We start from the raw sequence: 23,709 nt of genomic DNA, 5'->3' as shown, positions 1-23,709 counted from the left end.
TAGCAAGGGCGAGGTTCGGTCGCGAACCATCGAGGAGGACGAGTGCCGCAGCAGAAGGACTCACCCCGGCGCTCGGACGCGCAACGCAACCGCGAACGCATCCTGCAAGTTGCTCTTGTCGAACTGTCGCACTGCGCGGACACCCCGCTGAGCGCGATCGCCAAGAAGGCCGGCGTCGGACAGGGCACTTTCTACCGCAACTTCCCCAATCGCGAGTCGCTCGTCCTCGAAATCTACCGCCACGAAATGCAGCAGGTCGCGGACTGCGCGGACCACCTTCTCGGGACCCGGGCACCCGATGAGGCCTTGCGCGCCTGGATGGACCGGCTCTCCGAGTTCGCCATGGCCAAGGCCGGACTGGCCGACGCGATCCGGCAGGTGACCGGCACACCGGGCGGCCCGACGAAGCCGTCCCCCACGCCAGTGGCCGCCGCGGCGGAACGCCTGCTCCGCGCCAACGAGGAAGCCGGCACCATCCGGCCCGGAGTCACCGCGGACGACTTCCTCCTCGCCATCACAGGTCTGTGGCAGCTCGACCCGCACGACGACTGGCAATCACGCGCCACCCGGCTCTTCGACCTGGTCATGGACGGCCTGCGTACAGGAGCGCCGAACGCGTGAGCGCCGCGCCGCCGACGGCGGACGAATCACCTCTCTCTTGGCATGCCCACACCCAAAAGATCGGATCTATGGCTGAACAGTCAGCCGTTGTCCTGGTCGGCAAGCTTCAACAGAGGGAGCTGTTCATGGCTCGCGAACCCGGTGTAAATCCCTCAAGAAGAACCATAATTGGCGCCGCAGCCAGTCTTCCTCTCCTTTCAAGCGGCACCGGCGCTGCGCGCCGGGAGCAATACGGTCGGGGCCACCACGACCGGCCCGGCGGGCGGACCGGCGCTCGACTGGCTGGCACTGGGCAACTGGCAGACATCCACGGACGAGTGGTCCAAGGCGGTCGTCGAGTCCACGATGAGCTGGTTCTCCCCCGCCACGCTCGGCGACTGGGGCTATACCCAAGGCCTGTACCTGTTCGGCCAGTACATCGTGTACCGGCGGCTCGGGAACCCCGCTACCTGGCGTACGTCAAGGCATGGGCCGACCGCTTCGCGGACGCCGACGGCACGATCCACTACAGCTTCAACAGTCTGGACAGCATGCAGTCCGGCAACGTACTGCTGATCCTGCACCAGGAGACCGGGGATCCGCGCTACCGCTCGGCGGCCGAGGCGATCAGGAACCGACTCACCACGTACCCGCGCACATCCGACGGCGCCTTCTGGCACGCCACCTCGCGTACCCACCAGCCCTGGGGCGACGGCACCTTCATGGTGCTGCCGTTCTTCATCCCCTACGGCCACCTGTACGGCGAAGCCGGCTACGCCGACGACGAGACCGCCCGGCAGCTCTCGCTCTACGCCACCCACCTGCAGGAGGACTCCGGCCTGCTGCACGCGTACGACGAGTCCGGCGCCCAGCGCTGGGCCGATTCCGTCACCCACCACTCCCCCGAGCGCTGGTGCCGGGCCATGGGCTGGTACGGCATGGCACTGACCGTCGCACTGGAGTACCTGCCCGAGGACCACCAAGACCGCCCGCGCCTGGAGTCGGTCCTGCGCCGCCTGATCGCCGCCCTCGCCCGGCACCAGGCCCCGGCCACCGGCCGCTGGTTCCAGGTCGTCGACAAGGGCACGGTGAGCGGCGACTGGACCGAGACGTCCGCCGCGTCGATGTACGTGTACATCATCGCCCAGGCGATCCGGCGCGGCCTGGTCGGCCCGGAGTACGCCGCTGTGGTGCGGCGCGGCCATCGGGGCGTGCTCGGCCGTCTGTCCCGCGGTCCGGACGGCCTCAGCGACCTCACCGACATCTGTACCGGGACCGCGTCCGGCGGCCAGGAGTCAGCGGTGCGCTGCCGGTGAGGCGGCCTCGCGCATCACCTGCTCGCGCAGCTTGGAGCAGCAGCGGCTGATCAGGCGGGAGACGTGCATCTGGGAGATGCCGAGGTGCTCGGCGATGCTGCTTTGGGTCATGTCCTGGAAGAAGCGCATGTACAGGATGGCGCGTTCGCGTTCCGGGAGGGCCTGGATGCGGGGCTTGACGGCCTCGCGGTCCACCACGGTGTCGAGCGCGGGGTCGAGCGAGCCGAGCGAGTCGCCGAGCGAGTAGCCGTCCTCGCTGCCGGGCAGTTCGGCGTCCAGGGAGAGCGCGGTGAAGCTCTCCAGGGCCTCGAGGCCGGCCAGGACGTCCTCCTCGCTCATGTTCGCGTGCTCGGCGATCTCGGCGACGGTGGGCCTGCGCCCGGAGATCGTCTGGGAGAGGTCCTGGACGGCGAAGCGGACGCGGTTGCGCAGGTCCTGGACGCGGCGCGGTACGTGCAGGGTCCACATGTGGTCGCGGAAGTGCCGCTTGATCTCCCCGGTGATGGTGGGGACGGCATAGCTCTCGAAGGCGTGCCCGCGCTCGGGGTCGTAGCGGTCCACGGCCTTGACCAGGCCGAGGAAGGCGATCTGACGCAGGTCGTCCATGTTCTCTCCGCGGTTGCGGAAGCGTCCCGCGAGCCGTTCGGCCATGGGCAGCCAGGCCTCGACGATCTCGTCGCGAAGCGCGTCACGCTCAGGGCCCGGGGGGAGCGAGGCGAGCCTGCGGAAGGCCTCCGTGGTGTCGGGGGCGTCGTCGTGGGGGTGGTTCACGCTTGCTCGGGTCTGCATGGTGCGTTGCAACTCCCTGCTGGTGCTGTACTGGGTGCCTTGGGTGGGGCGGTCACCGTGGGAGGGGAGGCGGGTGCGACAGAGCACACCGTGGCGTGATGCACCGCTCCCACGGACGTGCCTGCTGTCCGAAGCACTGAGTCGCGCCTGCCCGGGCGCATTCACCGCAAACGCCGGTCTTGGGAGGTCCACGGGCGATGCCCTCTCACGCTCCCCCCTCCACCCGCTCCTCGCAGTACAAAAACCGTCAACCCCGCACTGGTTGATCCCCTCTCCGCCTCTAGGAATCAGCGAAGGGCGCGGCTCTTCTTCTTGAGGCCAGTCGCTCACCACCCCGGCCTTGGGGGCCCGGCACCAGGGTGAGATGCCTCGGGATCGGCGTAAACTGGCTCAGGCGCGATGCGTCGTCGCCTGACCTGACCCGCCGCGGGCCCGAGGAGGTGAACGGGCATGAGCTCCTGCAGCAGCAGTCCCAGCTCCCATCCCGTTGCACCCGGGGCGCCCGGCGGCAACCGTACCGCCCTCTGACGACCCGCCTCGACACGGTGCGCCGGCAGCCGTCATGCCTGTCTCCGGTCCGCCTGCGGGTGCCCTTCAGGTGGAGGTGCATATGACGATGACGCTGCCCTGTATCCGCTGCCCGTGACGGCCGAGTGGGGGCTGCGGATGGTGCTGCAGGCCGACCACGCAAGACTGATCAACAGCTGCGTCCCCTGGGAGGCTGAGGGTGAACGAGCAGCGGTGGGAAGAGGAACGCCTCGCTGTACGCCGGGCGGCGCAACGACTGACCGAGGACGCCGGTGCCTTGACGGCGGCTTCCGCGGAGGCCGCCGAGGTGGGGCTGGCCACACGCGCGGAGGAACTACGGCGCGCGGTGCTCGCAGCCTGGAGTGCCGGTGTGGCGCCCGAGGTCCTGGCCTTGGACGCCGGTGTGGAGATCGACGTGATCTACGGCTGGGTCGGTGGCGGCGGTATGAATTGGTGTGGCAGGCCGCGGTGATGTCGCGGAGGCGCAGATCAGGAGCGCGTGCGATGACCAGCAGCACGCGGGTGTGATGGGTGAGGAAGGTTCATCCTCTGGTCTTCGGCTGCACCGGGGGCCACAGCGTATTTACCGACATCCCGCGGTCCGGGCCTGCGCCGGTCTGCTCGGCGACCGCGTCGGTCACCTCGTCGTCGGCGCCGCCGAGGGGGGCAATCAGGCAGCTGCACTTGAATGGCCAAGGACCCCGGCAGGTGTGTCGGGGTCCTTGTGTAGTGCTGTGCGCGTACTGGTTGCGGCCCAGCGCGAGGCGGCGGCGCGGACCTGTGAGGGGTGCCTGGTCCGCTGGTCGGTCGGCTTCGGCGGCCGCACCCGGCGTCCTTGTCAGGCTCATGGCTTCGACTGCGGCTGGCCGCCTTGGGCGCGCAGTTGCTCGTTGATGCGCTGAGCTTCTTCGAGCTGGTCTTCGAGGATGACGATGCGGCAGGCGGCCTCTATGGCGGTGCCCTGGTCGACGAGTTCGCGGGCACGGGCGGCGATGCGCAGCTGGTAGCGGGAGTAGCGGCGGTGGCCGCCTTCGGAGCGCAAGGGAGTGATCAGGCCGTGTTCGCCGAGGGCGCGGAGGAAGGCGGGCGTGGTGCCGAGCATCTCGGCGGCCCGGCCCATGGTGTAGGCGGGGTAGTCGTCGTCGTCGAGGATGTCGGCGGGCCGGGTACTACGAGGGGGCATAGACCTCTTCTTTCGGGGATGCGTCGGGGGGCCCGGGTGCCGTACTGGCACCCGGGCCCCGAGCTTTCAACACCATCTACCGGCCGACTGCGTCGGCCTTCTTTGTCCGCAGGTTCCGCCTGGGAGGGCTGGACTGCGGGGATCGCGGATGCGTGACCGGGGACCACCTTCCAATCCGGGGCCGTGCGGTACCCGGGCGGACTGCTTCCTCGCCCGGGCGATCCTGATGGCGTTCTGCTCCTTACCTTCGGTTACTCGGTTGTACTGCTGGATAACGCGGGTACTACTCGCGGCCCCTTCGGGTCGCGTCCTGCTCGACCTGCATGCACGGCAGTTCCTGTCTGCCGTGCCCACTTCGACTTCCTGGGTACAGGAGAAACGGTAGTCCTGCGAATGACCAATGTCTACCTCAGCCGTGACAGATTTCCTCCGTGGTTCGGGTGGGGAATCCTCCCTCAAATACACCTGAAAGGGTGCCCGGCAGGTTGGGGCTTCAGGCTTGGCCGTCTTGATGGTTGGACAGTGCCAGCAGGCCGCGGACGGGCAGTTGGGCCTCTGCTGGATGGCGGAGTGTGCCCTCTGGGCGGAGGGTGTAGCGCGTCCGCACGCCGACGCTGCCCTGACCGCGCTGGCGCAGTCAGCGGCCAACCGCCTCTGTTGACCCCTCGCACCCCGGCCGCTGCCCCTCCCGCCGCTCAGCAACGATCCCGTGGAAGACCAGGAGCCCCGCCATGACCTGCACCGATGCATCGATGGACGCCCTGCGGCAGGCCGGTGACGAACTCGCCGACGCCACCGTCGCCGCACTGTTCGAACGCGGCCAGGTGGGCACGTTCAACACCCTCATGCGCTACGTCTCCACCGCTGGCGCTCCCCTTCCAGAAGGTCTGCCGGACGTGGCACGCGAGTACCTCGAGGCCACCCGCACCCCGCCCTCCTGGGTGGACTGGTCGGAAATGGAGAAGGCCCGGCTGTTCTTCATCGACAACAACCTGCACATCTCCACCGCGCTGTCCTTCGCCTCCATGCCCGCCTGCTACGTCGTACCGCAGGTGGCGCAACTGCTGTCGGCCACCCACGGGCTCAAGTACCCCTCCAAACGCATGGCAGAGACGGGCCAGTTCACCGTCTACCTGATGCAGCCCGACGCATTCGAAGCCGGCAGCCGCTTCATCCCCGCCGCCCAGAAGGTACGCCTCCTGCACGCCTCCATCCGCCACCACCTCAGGCGCGAGAACCGCTGGGACACCGCCGCGCTGGGAGTGCCGATCTGCCAGGAGGACATGATCGGCGGCCAGATGCTCTTCTCCCTGCTCGTGCTGGACAGCCTCCACCGCCTCAACATCCACATGTCGCAGGAAGGCGCGGAAGCCTACTACTACGCCTGGCGGGTGGTCGGTGCCATGCTCGGCGTCGACCAGCGGGCCGTTCCCAAGACGCTCGACGCGGCCCGCCAGTTCCTCGATCGGTACATGATCCGGCACATGGGGCCCTCCGAAGAGGGCGCGCATCTGACCCGGCAGCTCATCGACCTCTACGAGGAGATCGTGCCCGGCACCTTCTTCGACCCGATCGTCTCCGCTCTGATCCGCTACCTCATCGGCGACACCTGCGCCGACTGGCTCAAGGTGCCGCACACCCCGTGGGACACCGTCGTCAAGGCCGTGCCCCATCTCCTCGGCATCCTGGAGACCATCGAGGACCGCTCCCCCTCGGGGCCTGGGCTCTGGACCGTCTCGGCCACCTCACGACCGTCTTCGAGACGCGACCGGCGCGGCCCGACCGCCCTGCTCTGGTTCTACGCGTACGGCGCTTCCGCCCCTGGCATGGACAAGCGGCTCGACTGCTCCCCCGGCGTTCCCCCGTGCGCGTACGCCGTCGGACGCCTTCGTGCTTGGGTGAGCCGGGCAGCGCGTACAAGCTGCCCGGCTGATTCCACCATCACCTTCGTGACGGCGGAGGCTTCGGCGGCTTCTGTCAGCGCCGGTGGCGCCGTCGAGATCAGCTGCCGACGGGGTACCGGCTGGTGATCGCGACGCGGTTGAAGGCGTTCATCACGGTTGCCAGCCAGGCGACTGCCGAGACCTGGTCTTCCGTAAGTACGGCCGCGGCGGCGTTGAAGTCCTCGTCGCTGACGTGTCCGTCCGGCACGCGTGTGATCGCCTCGGTCAGGCGGAGGGCGGCGCGGTCGGTGTCGGAGAAGTAGCCGGTCTCTTCCCATCCGGGCAGCACGGCGATCCGGTCGGGGTTCTCGCCCTTCTTGAGAGCGTCGCGGGTGTGCATACGCAGGCAGAACGCGCAGCCGTTGATCTGGGAGGTGCGGATCCTCAGCAGTTCGACCAGCAGCGGGTCGAGGCCCGCTGCGGCGGCGGCCTTGTCCACCTCCGACGACAGGGCGATGAGGGTCTTGTAGGCGGCCGGGTGCTGCTCGCCGATGTTGACGCGCTGAGGGTCGGCCATGGTTCCTTCGCTTCCTTCGTGTGGTCCGCGCCGCGCTCTTCGGGCGCGTCCTGGTGGTGGGTGGGGCGTGCTCTGGCGTGGGTGGGGCTCGTGGAGAGTGTTGCCGCCCGCTGCGTGCCCCGGGCTAGGAGTTCGGGTCGTTGACCTTGAGCTTGGCTCCGGTGTCGGAGACGAAGACGACCAGGAGCTTGGCCGGCTTGGTCCGGCTGGTGTTCTCGGTGAGGACATGGTGGGCGCCCGGCTGCTCGACCCAGTTCTCGCCCTGGTGGTAGGTGGTGACGGGCTTGTCGTCGAGCTTGCTGCGCACGGTGCCTTCGAGGACGTAGGCGTAGACGAACGCCTGGCCGTGCCGGTGCGGCAGCGCTTTCGCTCCGGGTGGGAAGGCGACGATCGCTGAGGTGAACGTCTTGCCCTTCACATTCGGAAGGGCCTGCTGGAGCAGCGTTGTGAGAGTTTCGACGGGGGCCGTCGATGCCACGACCGCCGCCTGTGCCTTGGCGTGGGCGGGCTCTTCGGAGGTCGAGCAGGCCGTGGCCGCAGTGAGCGTGGCAGCCGCCAGGAGGCCGGCGGCGATTCGCGTTCCGATCACAATGGGTCTCCTGACTCAGTCTTCCTTGACGCGGATGATCGTCTTGCCTGGGGTGCGCATGCCGGGGGCGAACGCCGCGGGTGCCTCGGCGAGCGGCCGAACAGCACCGACGAACGGCTTGAGTCGGCCGTCCCTGAGCCGCGTGGCGAGATCGGCGAGCCGGGCGCGGTCGGGTTCGACGACGAAAAAGACCGCCCGCCCGTCCTTGGGCAGGACCTCGGGCGGCATGACGATGCTGACCAGCGTGCCGCCGGCCCGGACCAGGGCAGCTGAGCGGTCGAGGATGTCACCGCCGATCACGTCGAACACGACGTCGGCCTCGCCGGCGTCCTCAAGCTTCTCGGTCTGCAGGTCGATGAAGGTGTCCACGCCGAGGGCGAGTGCCCTGTCCCGGTCGGAGGCCCGGCCGGTGCCGATGACGCGGGCGCCGGCCTCGCGGGCGAGCTGTACCGCGATCGAGCCGACGCCGCCCGCGGCACCATGGATCAGGACGGTCTGGCCCGTGGTGAGGCGGCCGTGGTCGAACAGGCCCTGCCAGGCGGTCAGCCCGGAGATGGGCAGCGCGGCGGCCACGGTGTGATCGATGTCCGCCGGCAGCGGGGCGAGGTTGCGTGCCTCCACCGCGATGTACTCGGCGAGGGTGCCGTTGCGGGTCCAGTCGGCCAGGCCGAACACCCGCTGTCCGACGCTGAGGCCGGTGGTGCCGTACCCCAGCTCTGCGACGACGCCCGACAGTTCGTGCCCGGGCACGCTCGGCGTCCGGTCGCGACCGGCGCGATCGGTCCACGTGGCGGGCCAGTCCAGCTCGCCACGGGTGAAGCCGGCGGCGTGCACCCGCACGATGACGTCGTTCTCGGCCGCATGGGGGTAGGGCATGTCCGTCAGGGACATTCCGGCAAGACCGGCGTTGCGGTCTCGCACCATGATGGCTTGCATACAGGTCCTTACTGAGCAGGGGCGACCCGACCGCACCGCGCGCTCGCGCGAGGGCTCTTGGCGGTTGCAGGTGGATGTATGCCGCTCTGCATGATCGATCTCACCTGTTGCCGGGTATTCCTTCGTCGCCCGTTTGCGTTGTCATCTGGGAGACGAGATGGCCCCCGCGGATGTGACAGCTCAGACGCGCACGAGTTTGTCGGGATTTATGACCCGGCGGTACGCGGCGATCAGACCGTCTGTGATCTGCACCGTGTCGACGGAGTAGACCCGGCCTTCCCGGTGGAACACGAGGGCGAGCTCGCCGCCCACCTCGGCGAAGTCGATGCGGTCCGGACGCCACTGGCGCCCCGTACGGACCATGACCTCGGCGACGCGCTCGCCGCCGTGGATGAGCTTGCGAGCCGCCAAGACCTTGCCGCCGCCGTCGGTGACGTAGACGGCGTCCGGGTGCAGGAGCCTGACCAGGCCGGCCAGGTCCCCGGCCTCGTAGGCGGCGCGGAAGACCGCGAGGACGCGTTCGCGCTCCTCCTTCGACGCCTGCGGCGCGGACTGCTTCGCTTTGGCCACCCGCCGTCGTGCCCGCGAGGCGAGCTGCCGGGCACCCGGCCCGGAGACATCCAGCACTTCGGCGATCCGGCCGAACTCGAGTCCGAAGACATCGTGCAGGACGAAGGCCACCCGCTCCGGCGGAGTCAGCTCTTCCATGATCAGAAGCATCGCCGAACTGACCGACTCGTCGACGAGTACCGGCTGCGACGCGTCCGGCCCCGTCAGCAGCGGCTCCGGCAGCCACGGCCCGACGTAGGCCTCCCGGCGGAAACGGGCACTCTTCAAAATGTCGTACGACCGTCGCGCGGCCACCGTCACCAGCCAGGCCCGCAGGTCAGCGATGTCCTGCAGATCCGCTCCGGCCGCCCGCAGCCACACGTCCTGGGTCACATCCTCGGCATCGGCCACACTCCCCAGCAGACGGTAGGCCACACCGAAAACCGCGGGCCGGTGCCTCTCCCATCCGGCTCCGAGCGGGTCCTCCTGCTCAGACCGTCCGGGCCCGTACCCGTCACCCATACGGATCGCAACCTCCTCCAACTCGCGGAGCCAGCGTAGCTATGCCGACTCGGGAAGCCCGCTCTGACACGGCAGCCGTAAGGCGCGATCAAGCTGCTTCGGGGACGGCGCCGGGGCAGGACGGTGTGCACGCGATCGTCCGGCGTGGAGGCCCGACGCCAAGGACAGCGCCCCGACGAAGCCGACGTCGGCGAAGGACGCACCTCGCCCGAGACGACGCCCGTCGCGAGGGCGACTCACACACGTTTCATCACGTTGTCTTTTGTGACGCCCTGATCAGCTCGGCCAGGGAGCGCCCAGCATGCGCTCGACCGTGGTCACGCGACGGAAGCCGGGTACGAAGTGCTCCAGCACATCCGAATTCACTGTCCCGTTCGTGGTCTCCGGGCGGTGCTTGAGTCCGTCGAAGTAGGCCTGCAAGAACTCGTTCTTGAAGTCGCCCCGCGGGTGGACGGCGGTGATCTCGTCCACCTGGCTGCGATCCAGCTCGTCGAGACCGAAGCCGATCACGTCGGTCAGAACCCCGAAATTCGTGACGGCGATCTCCGGGCCCATCCGCCCGGGAATGCCCGGGGTCGTGTGCAGCGCGATCGCCGTCCACACCACGTCGGCGGCCGCGGCCGGGAAACCACGGTCGAGCATGAACTTGCGCGCATGGTCGGCTCCGTCGACCTCGAAGCGCTGCTCCACCTCGGAAAACGGCGTCATGAGGCCGGTGTCGTGAAACATGGCGGACAGGTAGAGAAGCTCCGGGTCGGGCTCCAGGCCGAGCCTGCGAGCATGAATGACGCCGAAGACGAAAACACGCCGCGAGTGATGGTAGATGAGGGGACTGGTCATCTCCTGCATGAGGCGGGTGGCTTCGGCGACCGCCGCCGTTTCAGGAATCTCCACCCCCGCGATGATCTCGCTCATGATCTCTGTGCCTTCCGATATCAGTGTGCTTCAAGTGGACGGTGCGTCCTTCTTCCACACTGCAGCCGACCGGCGTCCGGCGCCGCCTCGGTCCGGCCATGAATCACCCGGATCCGGACGGCGGGCAGCGGGGTGTGGGCTCCGCCGCCCATCTGGGGGCGATCCTCGTCGCGCCTCTGTCCGGTTCGAGAGCCTCCCTGCCGAGATTCGAGTTGCTTGCCGTCCGGCGTGCGCGTGTGTCAGGAGAGTGTCGGGCACTGGTACGCCTCGTTTGTCGTTTCGGCACGGATCGAGCCGCTGTCGACCACGGGCCGGGCGATCGGGGTCGACTGGGGCGTGAAGGAGATCGCGACCACCACCGGCGATGATCACGACCTGCCCCATCCCGGCACAGCGGGAGGAGCGCCGTGAGGCTGGCTCGCTACCAGCGGATGATGATGAGCTCCCTGTGGGGACGCACGCATGCGGTCCGGTCATGACGGGAACAGCACCCACCCGCGATGAACTGTCCTGGCCGTAGGTCGCGATCTTGCTTTGTCCGCAGAATTGGCCTGGGAATCTGTCGTAGAAATGGACCACACTCGGGCGCCACCCCGTGCGTAGCGTTGCAGACGTGAACACAAACGAAGCACACAGAAGCCTGTAGGACCTCCCGAGCACACGCGCTGGTTGACCGCACCCAGGTCCCGTCAGCGGCCCGCCGGAGCACGTCTGACGGGTCGAGACCACCGCCGCAGCCACCGTCGGGGGCGGTGTGAACGCACTGCCGGCCGCCATGCCTGGTAGCTCGATCACTCCTGCTCTGGATTTGTCCATCCACCAGACAGCCGAGCAGCTGGGGGGGGACCGGATCGCCGGGGGACACAGAAGGGAGGAGCAATGGGCAGTTCCGCAGAGAAAGCAGTCTCCGAGGCTCAGACGGCCATCGAGAGAGTCCGCCCAGCGATAGCTCTCCTGGACGAGCAGGGGACGGTGGTCGGATGGTCGCAGGCCGCACAGCGGCTCGTGGGCTATTCGGCCATGGAGGTGGTGGGGCGGTCCGCCGGTGTCCTGTTGGTGGCCGCTGACGACCGAGCAAGGGCTTCACAAGCGGCACAAGAGAGCACCCTCCGGAGCTGCTGGTCCGACCTCGCGCAGGTCCGCCACCGCGACGGCCGCAGGATCGGTGTACGCCTGTGCGTGTCATCACTGACCGGGCAGGACGGCCGGGACTGGTGGGTGGTCTGCGCGACCGACAAGGCCTCGCTTCCCGCGTGGCCGGCCAAGGCCACAGTGGCGGAGCCGCTCCCCGCTAAGCTGCCGCTGCCGAGCCGCCTGCCGATCGGCGTCGTCGTACGGGACACGCACCTGCGCTGCATCCGAGTGAACGACACCCAGGGCTCCAAGGACGGCATCCCTCTCCACAAGCGGCTGGGCCGCAGGCTGACGGAGGCAGCGCCCGGGACGAAGGCCGAAACACTGGAGGCAGTGATGCACCAGGTGCTGGAGAGCGGCGACCCGGCGATCAACGTGGACTACCAGGCCTTCCTGCCGGCGAATGTGCGAAGCAACCGGATGTTGACAGCGTCCTACTTCCGCCTCGACGACGCGCAGGGGCGCGCGCTGGGCGTGTGCGTCGTGAGCGTGGACGTCACCGACAGCCGACGGGCGCGAGAGCGTCTGGCAATCCTCGGCGAGGCCAGCAGGCGCATCGGCACCACTTTGGACGTCATGCAGACCGGGCAGGAACTGGCAGACCTCGCCGTGCCGTTCCTCGCGGACTACGCCACCGTCGACCTGGCGGAGTCCGTCCCACTCGGCGAGGAGCCCTTGACCCATCTCAGCCCACAGGGCGGGCGGATCCCCGTCTTCCGCCGTGCCGGCCTGGCATCGATCCACCCGGGAACGCCGGAGTCCCTGTTCGCTCGCGGAGAGCCAGTCTTCGTTCCGCCCACTTCGCCCTTCACCGGCGTCCTGCGCTCCGGGAAATCCCATTTCGAGCCCATACTCGACGCATCCCCGGGCACATGGCTGGATCACCACGACGCGGCGCGGGCGCAGAAGCTCCGCGAGCACGCCATGCACTCGCTGATGGTCGTCCCGATCAAGGCCCGGGACACAGTGCTGGGTGTGGCGGTCTTCGTGCGGACGAAGGACCCCAGGCCGTTCGAGGAGGACGACCTTCTCTTGGCAGAGGAACTCGTCACCTGGGCAGCGCTGGCCCTGGACAACGCCCGCCAATACGTGCGCGAACGCTCCGCGGCTCTCGCCCTGCAGCGGCTGCTGCTCCCCCACCGTCCCACAGGCGGCTCCGCCGCTGATGTGGCCTGGCGCTACCTGCCGGCCGACAGCCACTACGGCATCGGGGGTGACTGGTTCGACGTGATCCCCCTCTCCGGCGCCCGCGTCGCCCTGGTCGTCGGCGACGTGGTCGGACACGGCATCAACGCGGCGGCGAAGATGGGTCAACTCCGCACCGCCATGCGCACCCTTGCGGATATGGACATGCCTCTCGACGAAGTACTGTCCCGCCTCGACGAGCAGGTCATCCGCCTCAGCGAGGCGGAAGCCGACCCCCGGCACCCGGCCACCACCACGATGGCCGCCACGTGCCTGTATGCCGTCTACGACCCGGTCACTCGTACCTGCACCATGGCACGGGCCGGACACCCCCCGCCCGCGGTCATCGACCCATACGGCCACGTCGCCTTCCCTGACCTGCCCACCGGATCACCGCTCGGCCTCGGACTGGTCCCTTTCGAGTCCGTGACATTGGAACTCGCCGAAGGAAGCGTTCTCGCCCTCTACACCGACGGTCTGATCGAGGCACGCGACCAGGACATCGGCGCCGGCATGAACCGTTTGCGCGCGGCCCTCGCACGGCCCGATCTCACACTGGACGATCTGTGCTCTTCCGTAGTGGACACACTGCGGGCCAAGCCGCCGAGCGACGATGTCACTCTGCTTCTCGCACGGACCCGCTCGCTGAGCGCGGACCAGGTTGCCTCTTGGCAGTTCCCCGGCGACCCCGCTGTCGTCAGATGTGCCCGAACTCTCGCTGCCCGGCAGCTGACCCAGTGGGGACTGGAACAGCTAGCCGAGTCCACAGAGCTGATCGTCAGCGAACTGTTCACCAACGCCATCATCCACGGCAGCAGCGACTGCAACAGCGACCGCACGATCGGCCTACGCCTCATCCGGCACGAGATGCTGACCTGCGAAGTTTCCGACACCAGCCATAGCCACCCGCTTGTGCGACACCCCCGCTCCACCGACGAACACGGCCGCGGCCTCTTCCTCGTCAGTCAACTGTCCCGCCGATGGGGAACCCGCCACATCTCGGACGGCAAAATCATCTGGGCCGATCAGCAACTGCCAGCCAGTGCGTGAACCACTTTTGTCGGCAGCAGCATCCGAGCGGCATCCCGGTCTGTCGTGGAGGCCGGCGTGACCAGCACGGCCAGAAGGAAACCTGGCCAGCGAGAGCGGCCTGACCCATGAGCAGATCCCCATTGCCGTGGCCGCTCTGGCTTTTCCGCTCTCTCCCGGGCTCTTACGCGGTCCGGCCTCTGCCGAGCCGGCCGCAGAGTCACCCGTCGTTGCTGACGCGCGCGCCGCATCTGGCCCTCCCCCCTATCAGCCGCAGAGCCTTTGCACCTCTTGGGTGGCTCCTCCCATCACTTGCCGATCCTCCGTCCGTACGCCGATGCCGCGCCGCCGGGTGGCCGACCGCGCCCGTACTGGCCGGGCTGCGGCGCGGTCGGCAGCGGGGCGCTTCTTCCATGCAGCCCCACCGGCCGACTCCGCCGAACCAGGCCCCTGTTCGACCCCCCACCCAGACACGTGACCGGATGGAGAACAGCCAGTTATGGAATGGCGCTCATGCGCTCGGCTCGTTCCGCAGCGAGGACGCTTTCCAGTACGGCGGGAAATCGTCGCAGTGCCTCTTCTCGCAGGGCCACGTAGCAGCGCGTGCCCTCCATCCGTTGCCGAGTGAGTCCCGCTTCACGGAGCGTCTTCATATGGTGACTGAAGGTGGATTGGGCGATTCGAACAGTGAAGTCTGTGCGCACATGCTCTTTGCCGTCCGCAAGGACGCCCATGATGTGCAGGCGGACAGGATCACCCAGAGCTGAGAGCACCGCGGCGAGGGTGACCTCTTCGAGGTCTGGGTGGCTTACTTCCTTGGGCATGGTCGACACGGTACATCGATTATCGACGATATTCGATGTACTGTGCTTTTCGTGGACATCCGACTCTGCCGATGTCTGCCTGCCGGTCGTGCCCGGACGCCAGTCGTTCGCAGAAGCGACGACGCGGGCATCCACTGCACGTACATCGGCGAGGGACTCAAGAGGAAGACTCCGTGATGGAACACCAGCATGCCCGCCCCCTTCATGACCGCGTCGTCATCATCACCGGAGCCGGTACAGGGATCGGCCGGGCGACGGCGGTCGCGATGGCCGAGGCGGGGGCGCACGTCCTCGGTGTCGGCCGACGCCAGGCGGCCCTGGAGGAAACCGCCGCCATGCACCCCGGCATCGCGACTCTCGCCACTGACGTGCGCTCGGAGCAGGCACCTGAGCTGATCATCAGTACGGCGATCGACCGGTGGAAGCAGCTTGACGTGGTGGTGAACAACGCCGGCGCCACCGCACGCGTCTCGTTCGACGAGGTGACACGCTCGCGCATCACTGACCTGTTCGACCTCAACGTCATCGCACCCACCATGCTCGCGCAGGCAGCGTTGCCTCACCTGCGCCGCAGCAAGGGCTCGATCATCAACATCTCCAGCACCTACGGCCACCGCCCCCACCCGGGCGGTGCCCACTACGGGGCGACCAAGGCCGCCCTGGAACAGTTGACGCGTACCTGGGCGCTCGAGCTGGCCAAGGACGGGATCAGAGTGAATGCCATCGCCCCCGGTCCGACCGAGAGTGAGGCTCTCCACGTCAGCGGGCTCACGGAGGAGGAGGTGATGAAGGTCAAGAAGGAGCAGGCATCCCGGATCCCTCTGGGAAGGAGGGGACAACCGGAGGAAGTGGCGTCCTGGATCGTCCGCTTCGCAGAACCCACCGCGACGTGGCTGACGGGCCAGGTCCTCACGATCGACGGAGGCCTCGAACTCATCTGAATACGCTTTTCCGGTGATCCACCGGGCATCAGGCCCCAACAGAAGTGCGACAGCTGCGGCGATCTCGTCCGCCTCGCCCATCATCCGAGTGCGATACCCATGCCCGGTCGGCACACGCCCCCGGCGAGTACCTGCTCCCGTGTGACGCCGGACGCGACGGCCACGCCGTCTCCCAGTCGGCCGTCGTCTGTCCAGCCCGACGTGCGGACCGGTCCCAGCGACACCGCCTTGCCCGGGACTCCGCAGTGCGCGCAAACTCCTCCGGCAGCGTGGTCGACGACCATAGGAACGGCAGTCACGCGCTGATCGACGACGAGTTGACGATCCCCCGGCTGCGTGCAGCAACGCCGGCAGCAGGGCACGGGTCAGACGCACCGCTGCCACGCGTTGGCGGGGAAACTCTGCTCGCACTGGGCGTCGGTGACGTCAAGGAACGAGCCCCGGGCGTCGAACTGCCCGACGTTGTCGACCAGCGCATCCACCGGGCCGCGCTCCAGCGCGGCGGCGGCCAGGGCCTTCATCCCTTCGCCCTGGCGAGTTCGGCCCGCACCACGGTCAGGTCCTCACCCTGCTCCAGCACGGCTGAGCCTGAGCCCGTGACCACGGCATAGCCGTCCTTGCGCCGTCGCTTCACGACCGCCGGCGCCGATGCCCTTGCCGCTGCCGGCCACGAACGCGAGGTGCTTGAGCAGGGCGAGCGGGACCCGGCCAGACGGGAGCCTGCCGTTGCGCGGCCTTTCTGACCGCTGACCAACCGCACGGTGACTTCAGCTTCGGCCATCTTCTCCAAGTGCCGACTAACAACGGCTAACACAATGACTTGAGTTGCCGGTGGATGATCAGGCAGCAGGCGAGTCTGAGGAACACTTGGTGGATGTCTGCTCATCGTTCCCAGCGCACGCGTAACCGGCGGAAGCCGTGCAGCCAGGCAAAGGTCCGCTCGACCACCCACCGGTAGACGCCCAGGCCGGAGCCGTGCTCGGTGCCGCGCCGTGCGATGGCGGGCACCACGCCCCGGGGCGCGGACCTCCGTGCGATAACAAGACCGTTTCGCCCGGTGAATCGGAACAGGGCGTCGCTCTGCGCGGGACCGCCCTGCCCAAGCTCACATGGCCCCACCGGCTCCTCCTGCTCCACCCGCTGCGCCCGACGGTCGAAGCTTCGGACGGCCACCACCCGCAGACCACAACGCGTGAGGACCGGCGAGCGACGCGGCGTGGCCGGTCAGCCGCGTGCGAATGCGAGCAGGTCGGCGTTGAACCGATCCGCGAACTCGGGAACCATCGACAAGCCGTGCGGAGCACCCGGGTAGACCTTGAATGTCACATCTCTCACGAGCTTTGACGACTTATTCGCGGATGCCACGATGGGGACGATCTGGTCATCGTCGCCGTGAATGATCAGCGTGGGGATGTCGAACTTCTTGAGGTCCTCGGTGAGGTCGGTCTCGGAGAACGCCTTGATGCAGTCGTAGGCGCCCTTGATGCCCACCGTCATGCTCCAGAGCCAGAACTCGTCGCGAGTCCCCTGAGAAACGGTCGATCCCTCGCGGTTGGCGCCGTAGAAGGGAGCACTGAGATCCTTGTAGAACTGGGAACGGTCCGTCAGCACGCCCTTGCGGATCTCGTCGAAGACGTCGACCGGCTGCCCCTCCGGGTTCGCTTCCGTCTTGAGCATCAACGGGGGGATCGCGCCGAGCAGAACCGCCTTGGTGACACGACTACAGCCGTGTCGGCCGAGATAGCGCGTGACCTCTCCCCCACCGGTCGAGTGACCGACCAGGATGACGTCATGGAGGTCGAGGGTCTCGATGACCGAGGCCAGATCCTCACCGTACGTGTCGAGGTCGTTCCCCTGCCAGGGCTGGCCCGAGCGTCCACCCCCACGCCGGTCGTGGGCCACGGCCCGGAAGCCATTGTCCGCCATCAGCTTCAGTTGCGGATCCCACGCGTCAGCGATCAGTGGCCAGCCGTGGGAGAAAACGACCGGTGGGCCCGATCCCCAGTCCTTGAAGTAGATCTGTGTGCCGTCCTTGGCAGTGGCAAACCCCATGATTGCCTCTCTAGCACTTGTCCGGGACTCCGCACTGCATGGGAATTCAGTGCCCGAGCCGCACTTGGAATGTCATGCCACGACCAGCAGCGGACGCACCGGGCGACGGAGAGGCCGGCAGCGGAAGGCGGCCGATGAGCACGTCGTGTTTCCTACGCTACTCGGAAAGCCCCCCTTGAGCGCGTCGGGCAGGCCCCAGCACTCTCCATGCTTCTCAAAGGATCCCGCAGATCTGGGCGGAACGGACGTAGGCGTGGAGGCGGAGCATGGCCCCCTGCCGTGGAGGGGTCGGCACATGCGCGACATAGTTGCAGTATGTCCACTGATGGTGCTACGAGATCCTCAGCTGACGAGTGGGCTGTGGACCGGGTGACGTCCTGGCAGGGCTCAGTGCCGACGTGACGGTCTCCGTGTGGACCGGGGCCGCCGAACGCCTATGGGGCTATTCGGCTGACCAAGTGCTCCATGGTCCCGCCAAGGCGCTGCTGGTCTCGGGCGCCCCGGAGGCTCCCCGTGTCTTTGCCGGCAGTCCCTGGTCAGGGCGGGTGCGGATCCGCCGCCGCGACGGCCATGAGGCAACCGCGGGTCTGCGGGTTACTCCTCTGGACGCTGAGCTTTTTCTTTAACCTTCGGCGTCGAAATGAGCTGCGAACTAGGCCGCTCACCTGGACATTCTCCGGACGCTGAGGCGGCCTTCGTCTGATCATGTGTTCCGACCAAGGTGCACGTCGCTGACGTTCCTGCTGAGCGCACCGCCGTTCTCCTACCCGGTCTCCGTCATCGGCTTGTTCGGGCTGGCGGGACTGGCCGACGCCTCGGCCGCACAGGGAGCGGGCCGGCTCCAGGACCACGGGTGGTCACTGCCCGCCACCGGAGCAGGGTGGGCCCTGGCCGTCGTCGCCTTCGGTACTGCCGCGCTCGCCGGTCACTCCGTGGCGCTGCTCGTGGTGGCCATCGTCCTGCTGGGCATCACCATCATGGGCCTGACCATCCTCAACCAGACACGCCTGTTCGCCGTGACACGGCACGCCCGGAGCAGGATCAACACCGAGCAACTCGCACGGCCCCGACACCCTCGCCGACCTGGTCGCCGAACTCGGTGACCACGCCCGCGCGGCCACCCCGGAGGAGGCGGCGAAGGCGGCCGACGTAGTGGTGGCGACCGTCCCCATGAGCGCCTACGACAAACTCCCCGCCGACGCCCTAGCCGGGAAGATCGTCATCGGCACGATGAACCACTACCCGGAGCGCGACGGCCGCATGGCCGAACTGGACAGCGGCGAAGTCACCTCCAGCGAGCTGCTCCAGCGGCATCCGGGCGGTGATCCCGGTTCCAGCGGATCAGCGCGCTCACCGGCTGCGGCGGGGCAGCCGTGGTGGCAGACCACCGTCTTTCGACCGCGATGCCTACGAGCAGCGCAACACCATCGAGCGGTGCATCAACCGCCTCAAGCAGTGGCGCGGCATCGCCATCCGCTATGAGAAGCCCGCGACCATCTGCCTGGCTGGACTCCACATCGCGGGCATCCTCCTCTGGTCCGCCCGCTGATCCGGACGCTGTCCTCAACTCGCCAGTGCGGCATCGAAGCGGACGTGCGCAGCCGGTGTGACCGCGATTGAGCGCCCGGCGTACTGGATGGCTGAGAAGGTCGTGTTGTGGTGGGCGATGACCTGAGCGGCCGACGGCGCAGCACCAGGCTGGCGCTCCGGCGTGGTATGTCCGTCTGAGACCAGCACAAGGTCGTAGCCGCGTGAGAGCGCGCCGCGGCTGGTGGAGTCAACGCAGTACTCGGTGGCGAAGCCGGTGACGATCACACGGCACACGTCCCGCTCGTCCAGCAGATCACCGAGCCCGGTGTCGAGGAAGGAGTCCGCGCTGTCCTTGTCCAGCACGACTGTCCTCGCGGTTCGCGGTGCTGACAGTGCGGCCCGCGGGCAAGCAGTCCCCGGCCGCAGCTCAGGAGGCGGGTGGCGGCCGCAACCGGTGGGACAGCGTCCTGCCCGTCCAGACACTCCTCGTCGAATGGCCGGACGGGCAGGACACTCCGACGGACTACTGGATATCGAAGCCCGCCACCACACCGGCCGCTGACCTGGTGCGATGGGCAAAGATGCGCTGGCGGCTCGAGCACGACTACCGCGAACTCAAACACGGACTCGGACTGGACCACTTCGAGGGCCGCACCTGCGCGGCTGGCACCACCACGTCACCCTCGTCACCGCCGCCCAGGCCTTCCTCACCCTCAGGCGGCTCGACACAAAAGTCCGCACACCGGCCTGACCCTCTACCAGATCCTCGACGCTCTTCAGGACCTGCTGAGGCGCTGGACCGGTACCTGCACCACCTGCGGACGCCCCCTGCCCAGCTCTCGGAGCATCAGCAGACAGCCCAGAACCTAACGAAGCACTACTAGGCAATTCGCGAGCGGATCCGGCTGGAGGCCGCAGAGCGATTCGCCGCCGGTTCCTGCAACGCCGACGTGGACGGCGACGCGTGCAGACCACCGGACTCCACGAGTTCAGCATGAGTACCAACATGCGGCTGCGATCGGACGATCGCCACGGCACAGCCGCGGTCAGAACGCGGCGATCCGCATGAACTGCACGGTGCGCTCGGCCACCATGATGGTCGGCGCGTGCGTGCTGGCCCGCGGGGTGGTCGGCACCACCGAGGCACCGAGTGGCCGTCCGTACACCACCCCAGTGGACGTGACCCGGGTTTCAGCAAGAACGGCGGAAGGTGGCCCGGTAGGTCTGCGGTGTCGTGCCGGTGACGCGCTTGAACCGTTCGCGGAAGGCGGTCGCGGATCCAAAACCGGCCTGCACGGCGATACGTTCGACGGGATGGTCGCTGTTCTCAAGTAGGTACTGGGCGTGTCGGACGCGTGCGCGAAGCAGCCACTGCAGCGGGGTCGTGCCGGTCTGTTCGCGGAAGCGGCGGCTGAAGGTTCGGGTGCTCATGGCGCAGCGGGCAGCCATGGCCTCCAGAGTGAGATCCTCGCCGAGGTGGTCCTGGATCCAGGCCAGTGTCGGTTCCAGAAGTGAGCCGCGAGGCAGCGGCGGGGGCTCGTGGACGATGTACTGGGCCTGGCCGCCCTCCCGTTCCAGGGGGGTGACGGCCAGTCGGGCCGCGTCCGCCGCGACGGCCGAGCCCAGGTCACGGCGGACCAGGTGCAGGCACAGGTCCATGCCGGCGGAGGCCCCGGCGGAGGTGAGCAGTTGGCCGTTGTCCACGTAGAGCACGTCCGGACGCACTTCGATTTTCGGGTACTGCCGGGTGAGTTGGTCGGCGGCGATCCAGTGGGTGGTCGCGGCCAGGCCGTCCAGCAGGCCGGTGGCGGCCAGAGTGAAGGCGCCGCCGCAGATCGAGGCGATGCGCGCGCCGTCGGCGGCGGCGTCACGCAGTGCCTGGAGTGCCTCGGCCGGGGGCGGCCCCGCGTGCTCCTCCCGGCCGGGCACGATGATCGTGTCGGCACCGGCGAGGCCGTCCAGCCCCCAGGGCACACGGATGGTGAACGTCTCGGTCGGCACCTCCGGTCGGGTTCCACACACGCGCACCCGGTAGGGGCGACGCCCGTCCGGCAGGCGAACGCGTCCGAACACCTCGACCGGGATGGCCATGTCGAAGGCCACCGTCTGGTCCAGCGCAAGAATCGCCACGGTGTGCATCCACGCAGACTACGCCCACTTCCCGCCGTAACACACGACACAGGTCCAGAAGTTGAGGGTCACAAGAGCACTGGTCAGCGAAGTGGCGAGAACTCGTTGAGTTGTGTCATTCAAGCCCATGGTTGGGGTCTGATCGTGCCGCCTAGCGTGAGCGCGGCAGTCATGAACCGAGGGAAATGAGAGTCGCCGATGCTGGCACAGTTCGTCCTCTTCGATGGTTTCGACCCGTTGGATGTCATCGCTCCGTTCGAGGTCTTCAGCGCCGCCCGGGCCTTCACCGATCGGGTGACCGTCGAACTGGCCTGTGCGGAAGGAGCCAGGCAGGTGCCGAGCGGAATACCCGGCGTCGCGCTGACGGCCGCCGCTCCTCTGGCCCCGGATCGCGCGGACCTGGTCGTTGTGCCGGGCGCGGCCGGCAGGCTCCCCGGGCAGGGCGCGAACGACTCTGCTGAGGAACACATTCCCGTGATCCTCGGCCGCGCGCTGACCACGGAGCTCCCGAAATTGCTGGCCGACGCGCTGGCCGCAGCGGGCACCACGGTGGCCACGGTCTGCGGCGGGTCGCTGGTCCTGTCGATGGCCGGGCTTGTGCACGGCCGCCACGCCACCACCCATCACCAGGGTCTGGACCTGCTGGGCGCGGGCGGTGTGCACGTCGCCCCGGGCCGGATCGTCGACGACGGCGACCTGGTCACCGCCGGCGGCGTCACCTCTGGCCTCGATCTGGGCCTGTATCTGCTGGAACGGGAGGTCGGGCCGAAAGTCGCGCTCGCGGTGGAGCGGCTGTTCGCCCACGAGCGCCGCGGCGTCGTCTGGCGCGACCAGGGGCCTGTGCCGGTGTCCCCCGCCGCCGGCGCGGAGCAGCCGCGGTGACCAAGCTCCTGCTCATCCTGCACGTGCTCGCGGCGATCGTCGCCGTCGGCCCGGTGACCGTGGCGGGCAGCATGTTTCCCGCTGCGGCCCGCCGTGCCGCCGGCACGCCCGACCAGCACGAGTCACTCGCCACGGTACGGGTGCTGCACCGCGTCTGCCGGGTCTACGCCGCCCTCGGCCTGGCCGTTCCCGTCCTCGGCTTCGCCACCGCGAGCGAGCTGCACGTCCTGGGCAGCGCCTGGCTGATCACGTCGATCACGCTGACGGGTGCAGCCGCGTTGGTGCTGGCGCTGCTGGTTCTGCCGGCCCAGGAACGCCTCCTCTCCCAGCTGGGCGAGTCCGCGGCCGGGACGGTGGCCGTCGAGCGCGCGCAGACCGCGCGCCTGGCCATGCTGACGGGCGCTTTCAACCTGCTCTGGGCGACGGTCACCGTCCTGATGATTCTCCGCCCCGGCTCCACCACGGGAGTGTGACCCATGACCGCCCACTCTGTACCCGCGCCACGGCTCGCACGCAGACCGCTGCGCGCTTCAGCAACCATCGAACTGGTCAGCCTCGCCGTGTTGTCGGTCAACATCGCCACCGGGAACGCCCGGGAGATCGCCGCGCTGTTCGGCCCGGTGCACGGGGTCGCCTGGCTTTTCGGCATCCTGGCCACCCGGCGCGACCCGCGCCGCAGCACGGGCGCCACGCTGCGCGCCATCATCCCTGGCATCGGGGGCCTGCTCGCGCTCCGTGCCCTGGAGCGTGCCGACGCGCAGGCCGCTCCGGACACCGGATCGGGGGCACGATGAGAGCCCGCCTTCCGGGGCTAGCGGCTACGGCGGCGCCGACCCTGGCGTTCGTGGCCGCCTACGGTGCCGACGGGCTGCGGACCGCCCTCGTGGCGGCCACAGTGGCCGGTGTACTGGTCCTCGCCTGTGGTCTGTGGACCCGCCGGTACCTCCAGCATGCGGCGGTGGGCGCGCTGCTGGCGGTGACCTGCGCGGCCGTGGCGGTCGGTACCGGGCAGGCGCGGGGCTTCTTCCTGCTGCCCATGTTGCTGCCCGCGGCATCCTCGGCGGCCTGCCTGCTGTCGGTGCTGGCAGGCCGTCCCCTGGCCGGCCTGGTGGCGAACCGGCTCGTGGGCGGCCCACCGCACTGGCGGTCGCACCGGCCCCTGCACCGTTTCTATCGTTGGATGACGGTGTGCATCGGCCTGGTGTGCCTGGCGAGTCTGGCTGCGCAGGCCGCCCTCTACAGCCGTGCGGAGATCGCCTGGCTCGGTGTCCTCCACGTCGTCATGGGAGCGCTGTGGCCCGGGATCACCGCCGCCACGTTGGCTCTGTCGCGCATGGCCGTGGCCCGGCACCGCGAGTCGGCCGCCGGATACAGGTCCGGCATCCAGGGAATCGCAAGCGGTCCTGGCGCTGGACGCAGCGTGGACCCGCATACGGGGGTGGGTCTGTACGGTGAACGGTGCAACCATTCGCCGAAGACGTCGTCGCGTCCTACCTACAGGTTCTGAACCATCGCCGAGCCTAGGGTCCGTCTTCAAACGGATCTTGCCCAGAGCAGGAATGACGCGAGGGTGACCGCCGCTTCGTAGGAGGTGGCGGTCTTGTCGTATCTGGTG

Annotated in this window: 22 protein-coding genes and 6 pseudogenes; 15 read left to right on the top strand and 13 right to left on the bottom strand. The window is 68.3% G+C overall.

What is annotated here, in order from left to right:
• The first annotated feature begins 42 nt into the window (after positions 1-42).
• Complete coding sequence (locus ACZ4SW_RS34510) at positions 43-621, top strand: TetR/AcrR family transcriptional regulator (protein ID WP_468253034.1); 579 nt, start codon at positions 43-45, stop codon at positions 619-621.
• A 68-nt stretch (positions 622-689) separates the two neighbouring features.
• Positions 690-1,916: a glycoside hydrolase family 88/105 protein gene (locus ACZ4SW_RS34505; protein WP_468253033.1), complete on the top strand. Its 1,227-nt coding sequence runs from the start codon at positions 690-692 to the stop codon at positions 1,914-1,916.
• Here ACZ4SW_RS34505 and ACZ4SW_RS34500 read toward each other — a convergent pair.
• Positions 1,896-2,705: an RNA polymerase sigma factor SigF gene (locus ACZ4SW_RS34500; protein ID WP_468253032.1), complete on the bottom strand. Its 810-nt coding sequence runs from the start codon at positions 2,703-2,705 to the stop codon at positions 1,896-1,898. The two genes, ACZ4SW_RS34505 and ACZ4SW_RS34500, sit on opposite strands and share 21 nt — an antisense overlap.
• Positions 2,706-3,432: 727 nt before the next feature.
• Here ACZ4SW_RS34500 and ACZ4SW_RS34495 point away from each other — a divergent pair.
• Positions 3,433-3,705 carry a hypothetical protein gene (locus ACZ4SW_RS34495; protein WP_468253031.1) on the top strand — a complete coding sequence of 91 codons (273 nt, stop codon included), beginning with the start codon at positions 3,433-3,435 and terminating at the stop codon, positions 3,703-3,705.
• A gap of 372 nt (positions 3,706-4,077) precedes the next feature.
• Here the strand turns inward: ACZ4SW_RS34495 and ACZ4SW_RS34490 are convergent, their stop codons facing one another.
• Entirely contained in the window at positions 4,078-4,416 is a 339-nt protein-coding gene (locus ACZ4SW_RS34490; protein ID WP_468253030.1) for a MerR family transcriptional regulator, read from the bottom strand.
• Positions 4,417-5,147: 731 nt separating this feature from the next.
• Between ACZ4SW_RS34490 and ACZ4SW_RS34485 the strand changes: the two are divergent.
• Positions 5,148-6,178: pseudogene (locus ACZ4SW_RS34485) on the top strand (oxygenase MpaB family protein); the annotation flags it as partial.
• Positions 6,179-6,417: 239 nt separating this feature from the next.
• On the opposite strand, the gene ACZ4SW_RS34480 reads toward ACZ4SW_RS34485, so the two are convergent.
• The 5 genes from ACZ4SW_RS34480 to ACZ4SW_RS34460 form a co-directional block, all read right to left on the bottom strand.
• The gene (locus ACZ4SW_RS34480; RefSeq protein WP_468253029.1) at positions 6,418-6,876 is read right to left on the bottom strand and encodes a carboxymuconolactone decarboxylase family protein; all 459 of its coding nucleotides are present in this window, start codon (positions 6,874-6,876) and stop codon (positions 6,418-6,420) included.
• Positions 6,877-7,000: 124 nt separating this feature from the next.
• Positions 7,001-7,465, bottom strand: coding sequence for a cupin domain-containing protein (locus ACZ4SW_RS34475; RefSeq protein ID WP_468253028.1), 465 nt, complete (start codon positions 7,463-7,465; stop codon positions 7,001-7,003).
• A 15-nt stretch (positions 7,466-7,480) separates the two neighbouring features.
• Positions 7,481-8,401, bottom strand: a complete 921-nt coding sequence (locus ACZ4SW_RS34470; RefSeq protein ID WP_468253027.1) for an NADP-dependent oxidoreductase — start codon at positions 8,399-8,401, stop codon at positions 7,481-7,483.
• A gap of 180 nt (positions 8,402-8,581) precedes the next feature.
• A complete protein-coding gene (sigJ, locus tag ACZ4SW_RS34465; RefSeq protein WP_468253026.1) occupies positions 8,582-9,472 on the bottom strand; it encodes an RNA polymerase sigma factor SigJ in 891 nt (296 codons plus the stop codon).
• A gap of 276 nt (positions 9,473-9,748) precedes the next feature.
• Positions 9,749-10,387 (bottom strand): HD domain-containing protein, encoded by a 639-nt coding sequence (locus ACZ4SW_RS34460; protein ID WP_468253025.1) that lies wholly within the window; start codon positions 10,385-10,387, stop codon positions 9,749-9,751.
• Between the two features lie 201 nt (positions 10,388-10,588).
• On the opposite strand from ACZ4SW_RS34460, the pseudogene ACZ4SW_RS34455 reads away from it, so the two are divergent.
• A pseudogene (locus ACZ4SW_RS34455) lies at positions 10,589-10,824 on the top strand (RNA-guided endonuclease TnpB family protein); the annotation flags it as partial.
• Positions 10,825-11,266: 442 nt separating this feature from the next.
• Complete coding sequence (locus ACZ4SW_RS34450; protein ID WP_468253024.1) at positions 11,267-13,756, top strand: SpoIIE family protein phosphatase; 2,490 nt, start codon at positions 11,267-11,269, stop codon at positions 13,754-13,756.
• Positions 13,757-14,232: 476 nt separating this feature from the next.
• Here the strand turns inward: ACZ4SW_RS34450 and ACZ4SW_RS34445 are convergent, their stop codons facing one another.
• The gene (locus tag ACZ4SW_RS34445; protein ID WP_468253023.1) at positions 14,233-14,559 is read right to left on the bottom strand and encodes an ArsR/SmtB family transcription factor; all 327 of its coding nucleotides are present in this window, start codon (positions 14,557-14,559) and stop codon (positions 14,233-14,235) included.
• Positions 14,560-14,735: 176 nt separating this feature from the next.
• Here ACZ4SW_RS34445 and ACZ4SW_RS34440 point away from each other — a divergent pair, with 176 nt between their 5' ends.
• Positions 14,736-15,500, top strand: a complete 765-nt coding sequence (locus ACZ4SW_RS34440) for an SDR family NAD(P)-dependent oxidoreductase (RefSeq protein ID WP_468253022.1) — start codon at positions 14,736-14,738, stop codon at positions 15,498-15,500.
• A gap of 365 nt (positions 15,501-15,865) precedes the next feature.
• Here the strand turns inward: ACZ4SW_RS34440 and ACZ4SW_RS34435 are convergent, their stop codons facing one another.
• The 3 genes and pseudogenes from ACZ4SW_RS34435 to ACZ4SW_RS34425 all read right to left on the bottom strand — a co-directional run bounded on the left by ACZ4SW_RS34435 (position 15,866) and on the right by ACZ4SW_RS34425 (position 17,552).
• The gene (locus ACZ4SW_RS34435; RefSeq protein WP_468253021.1) at positions 15,866-16,021 is read right to left on the bottom strand and encodes a hypothetical protein; all 156 of its coding nucleotides are present in this window, start codon (positions 16,019-16,021) and stop codon (positions 15,866-15,868) included.
• Positions 16,022-16,307: 286 nt separating this feature from the next.
• Positions 16,308-16,517: pseudogene (locus tag ACZ4SW_RS34430) on the bottom strand (transposase); the annotation flags it as partial.
• 207 nt (positions 16,518-16,724) lie between these two features.
• Positions 16,725-17,552, bottom strand: a complete 828-nt coding sequence (locus ACZ4SW_RS34425; protein ID WP_468253020.1) for an alpha/beta fold hydrolase — start codon at positions 17,550-17,552, stop codon at positions 16,725-16,727.
• A gap of 707 nt (positions 17,553-18,259) precedes the next feature.
• On the opposite strand from ACZ4SW_RS34425, the gene ACZ4SW_RS34420 reads away from it, so the two are divergent.
• The 3 genes and pseudogenes from ACZ4SW_RS34420 to ACZ4SW_RS34410 all read left to right on the top strand — a co-directional run.
• Positions 18,260-18,655 (top strand): hypothetical protein, encoded by a 396-nt coding sequence (locus ACZ4SW_RS34420; protein ID WP_468253019.1) that lies wholly within the window; start codon positions 18,260-18,262, stop codon positions 18,653-18,655.
• Positions 18,636-18,866: pseudogene (locus tag ACZ4SW_RS34415) on the top strand (NAD(P)-binding domain-containing protein); the annotation flags it as partial. The gene ACZ4SW_RS34420 and the pseudogene ACZ4SW_RS34415, both read left to right, overlap by 20 nt.
• A pseudogene (locus ACZ4SW_RS34410) lies at positions 18,862-19,101 on the top strand (IS5/IS1182 family transposase); the annotation flags it as partial. The pseudogenes ACZ4SW_RS34415 and ACZ4SW_RS34410, both read left to right, overlap by 5 nt.
• A gap of 14 nt (positions 19,102-19,115) precedes the next feature.
• Here the strand turns inward: ACZ4SW_RS34410 and ACZ4SW_RS34405 are convergent.
• On the bottom strand, positions 19,116-19,565 hold the full coding sequence (locus ACZ4SW_RS34405) for an isochorismatase family protein (RefSeq protein ID WP_468253018.1): 450 nt from the start codon (positions 19,563-19,565) through the stop codon (positions 19,116-19,118).
• On the opposite strand from ACZ4SW_RS34405, the pseudogene ACZ4SW_RS34400 reads away from it, so the two are divergent.
• Positions 19,448-19,833: pseudogene (locus tag ACZ4SW_RS34400) on the top strand (IS701 family transposase); the annotation flags it as partial. The gene ACZ4SW_RS34405 and the pseudogene ACZ4SW_RS34400 overlap by 118 nt on opposite strands.
• A 440-nt stretch (positions 19,834-20,273) precedes the next feature.
• Here the strand turns inward: ACZ4SW_RS34400 and ACZ4SW_RS34395 are convergent.
• Positions 20,274-21,221 (bottom strand): GlxA family transcriptional regulator, encoded by a 948-nt coding sequence (locus ACZ4SW_RS34395; RefSeq protein ID WP_468253017.1) that lies wholly within the window; start codon positions 21,219-21,221, stop codon positions 20,274-20,276.
• Between the two features lie 189 nt (positions 21,222-21,410).
• On the opposite strand from ACZ4SW_RS34395, the gene ACZ4SW_RS34390 reads away from it, so the two are divergent.
• From ACZ4SW_RS34390 to ACZ4SW_RS34375, 4 genes are read left to right on the top strand one after another with little or no spacing between them, the layout of a single operon-like run.
• A complete protein-coding gene (locus ACZ4SW_RS34390; RefSeq protein ID WP_468253016.1) occupies positions 21,411-22,094 on the top strand; it encodes a DJ-1/PfpI family protein in 684 nt (227 codons plus the stop codon).
• On the top strand, positions 22,091-22,567 hold the full coding sequence (locus tag ACZ4SW_RS34385; protein WP_468253015.1) for a hypothetical protein: 477 nt from the start codon (positions 22,091-22,093) through the stop codon (positions 22,565-22,567). The genes ACZ4SW_RS34390 and ACZ4SW_RS34385 overlap by 4 nt, the downstream gene beginning before the upstream one ends.
• Before the next feature lie 3 nt (positions 22,568-22,570).
• A complete protein-coding gene (locus tag ACZ4SW_RS34380) occupies positions 22,571-22,888 on the top strand; it encodes a hypothetical protein (RefSeq protein ID WP_468253014.1) in 318 nt (105 codons plus the stop codon).
• Positions 22,885-23,601 carry a DUF3159 domain-containing protein gene (locus tag ACZ4SW_RS34375; RefSeq protein WP_468253013.1) on the top strand — a complete coding sequence of 239 codons (717 nt, stop codon included), beginning with the start codon at positions 22,885-22,887 and terminating at the stop codon, positions 23,599-23,601. The genes ACZ4SW_RS34380 and ACZ4SW_RS34375 overlap by 4 nt, the downstream gene beginning before the upstream one ends.
• Positions 23,602-23,709: the final 108 nt, after the last annotated feature.

Source organism: Streptomyces sp. NPDC028331 (assembly GCF_055565775.1).
The sequence above is the reverse complement of the archived record's forward strand: the minus strand, read 5'-3'. Positions and strand labels throughout refer to the sequence as shown.

What these genes read in the sequence shown, in the direction of transcription:
- ACZ4SW_RS34505 (WP_468253033.1), top strand. Translation starts at nt 690, where the DNA reads ATGGCTGAACAGTCAGCCGTTGTCCTGGTCGGCAAGCTTCAACAGAGG.
- ACZ4SW_RS34500 (WP_468253032.1), bottom strand. Translation starts at nt 2,705, where the DNA reads ATGCAGACCCGAGCAAGCGTGAACCACCCCCACGACGACGCCCCCGAC.
- ACZ4SW_RS34490 (WP_468253030.1), bottom strand. Translation starts at nt 4,416, where the DNA reads ATGCCCCCTCGTAGTACCCGGCCCGCCGACATCCTCGACGACGACGAC.
- ACZ4SW_RS34480 (WP_468253029.1), bottom strand. Translation starts at nt 6,876, where the DNA reads ATGGCCGACCCTCAGCGCGTCAACATCGGCGAGCAGCACCCGGCCGCC.
- ACZ4SW_RS34470 (WP_468253027.1), bottom strand. Translation starts at nt 8,401, where the DNA reads ATGCAAGCCATCATGGTGCGAGACCGCAACGCCGGTCTTGCCGGAATG.
- sigJ (WP_468253026.1), bottom strand. Translation starts at nt 9,472, where the DNA reads ATGGGTGACGGGTACGGGCCCGGACGGTCTGAGCAGGAGGACCCGCTC.
- ACZ4SW_RS34460 (WP_468253025.1), bottom strand. Translation starts at nt 10,387, where the DNA reads ATGAGCGAGATCATCGCGGGGGTGGAGATTCCTGAAACGGCGGCGGTC.
- ACZ4SW_RS34450 (WP_468253024.1), top strand. Translation starts at nt 11,267, where the DNA reads ATGGGCAGTTCCGCAGAGAAAGCAGTCTCCGAGGCTCAGACGGCCATC.
- ACZ4SW_RS34445 (WP_468253023.1), bottom strand. Translation starts at nt 14,559, where the DNA reads ATGCCCAAGGAAGTAAGCCACCCAGACCTCGAAGAGGTCACCCTCGCC.
- ACZ4SW_RS34440 (WP_468253022.1), top strand. Translation starts at nt 14,736, where the DNA reads ATGGAACACCAGCATGCCCGCCCCCTTCATGACCGCGTCGTCATCATC.
- ACZ4SW_RS34435 (WP_468253021.1), bottom strand. Translation starts at nt 16,021, where the DNA reads ATGAAGGCCCTGGCCGCCGCCGCGCTGGAGCGCGGCCCGGTGGATGCG.
- ACZ4SW_RS34425 (WP_468253020.1), bottom strand. Translation starts at nt 17,552, where the DNA reads ATGGGGTTTGCCACTGCCAAGGACGGCACACAGATCTACTTCAAGGAC.
- ACZ4SW_RS34395 (WP_468253017.1), bottom strand. Translation starts at nt 21,221, where the DNA reads ATGCACACCGTGGCGATTCTTGCGCTGGACCAGACGGTGGCCTTCGAC.
- ACZ4SW_RS34390 (WP_468253016.1), top strand. Translation starts at nt 21,411, where the DNA reads ATGCTGGCACAGTTCGTCCTCTTCGATGGTTTCGACCCGTTGGATGTC.
- ACZ4SW_RS34380 (WP_468253014.1), top strand. Translation starts at nt 22,571, where the DNA reads ATGACCGCCCACTCTGTACCCGCGCCACGGCTCGCACGCAGACCGCTG.
- ACZ4SW_RS34375 (WP_468253013.1), top strand. Translation starts at nt 22,885, where the DNA reads ATGAGAGCCCGCCTTCCGGGGCTAGCGGCTACGGCGGCGCCGACCCTG.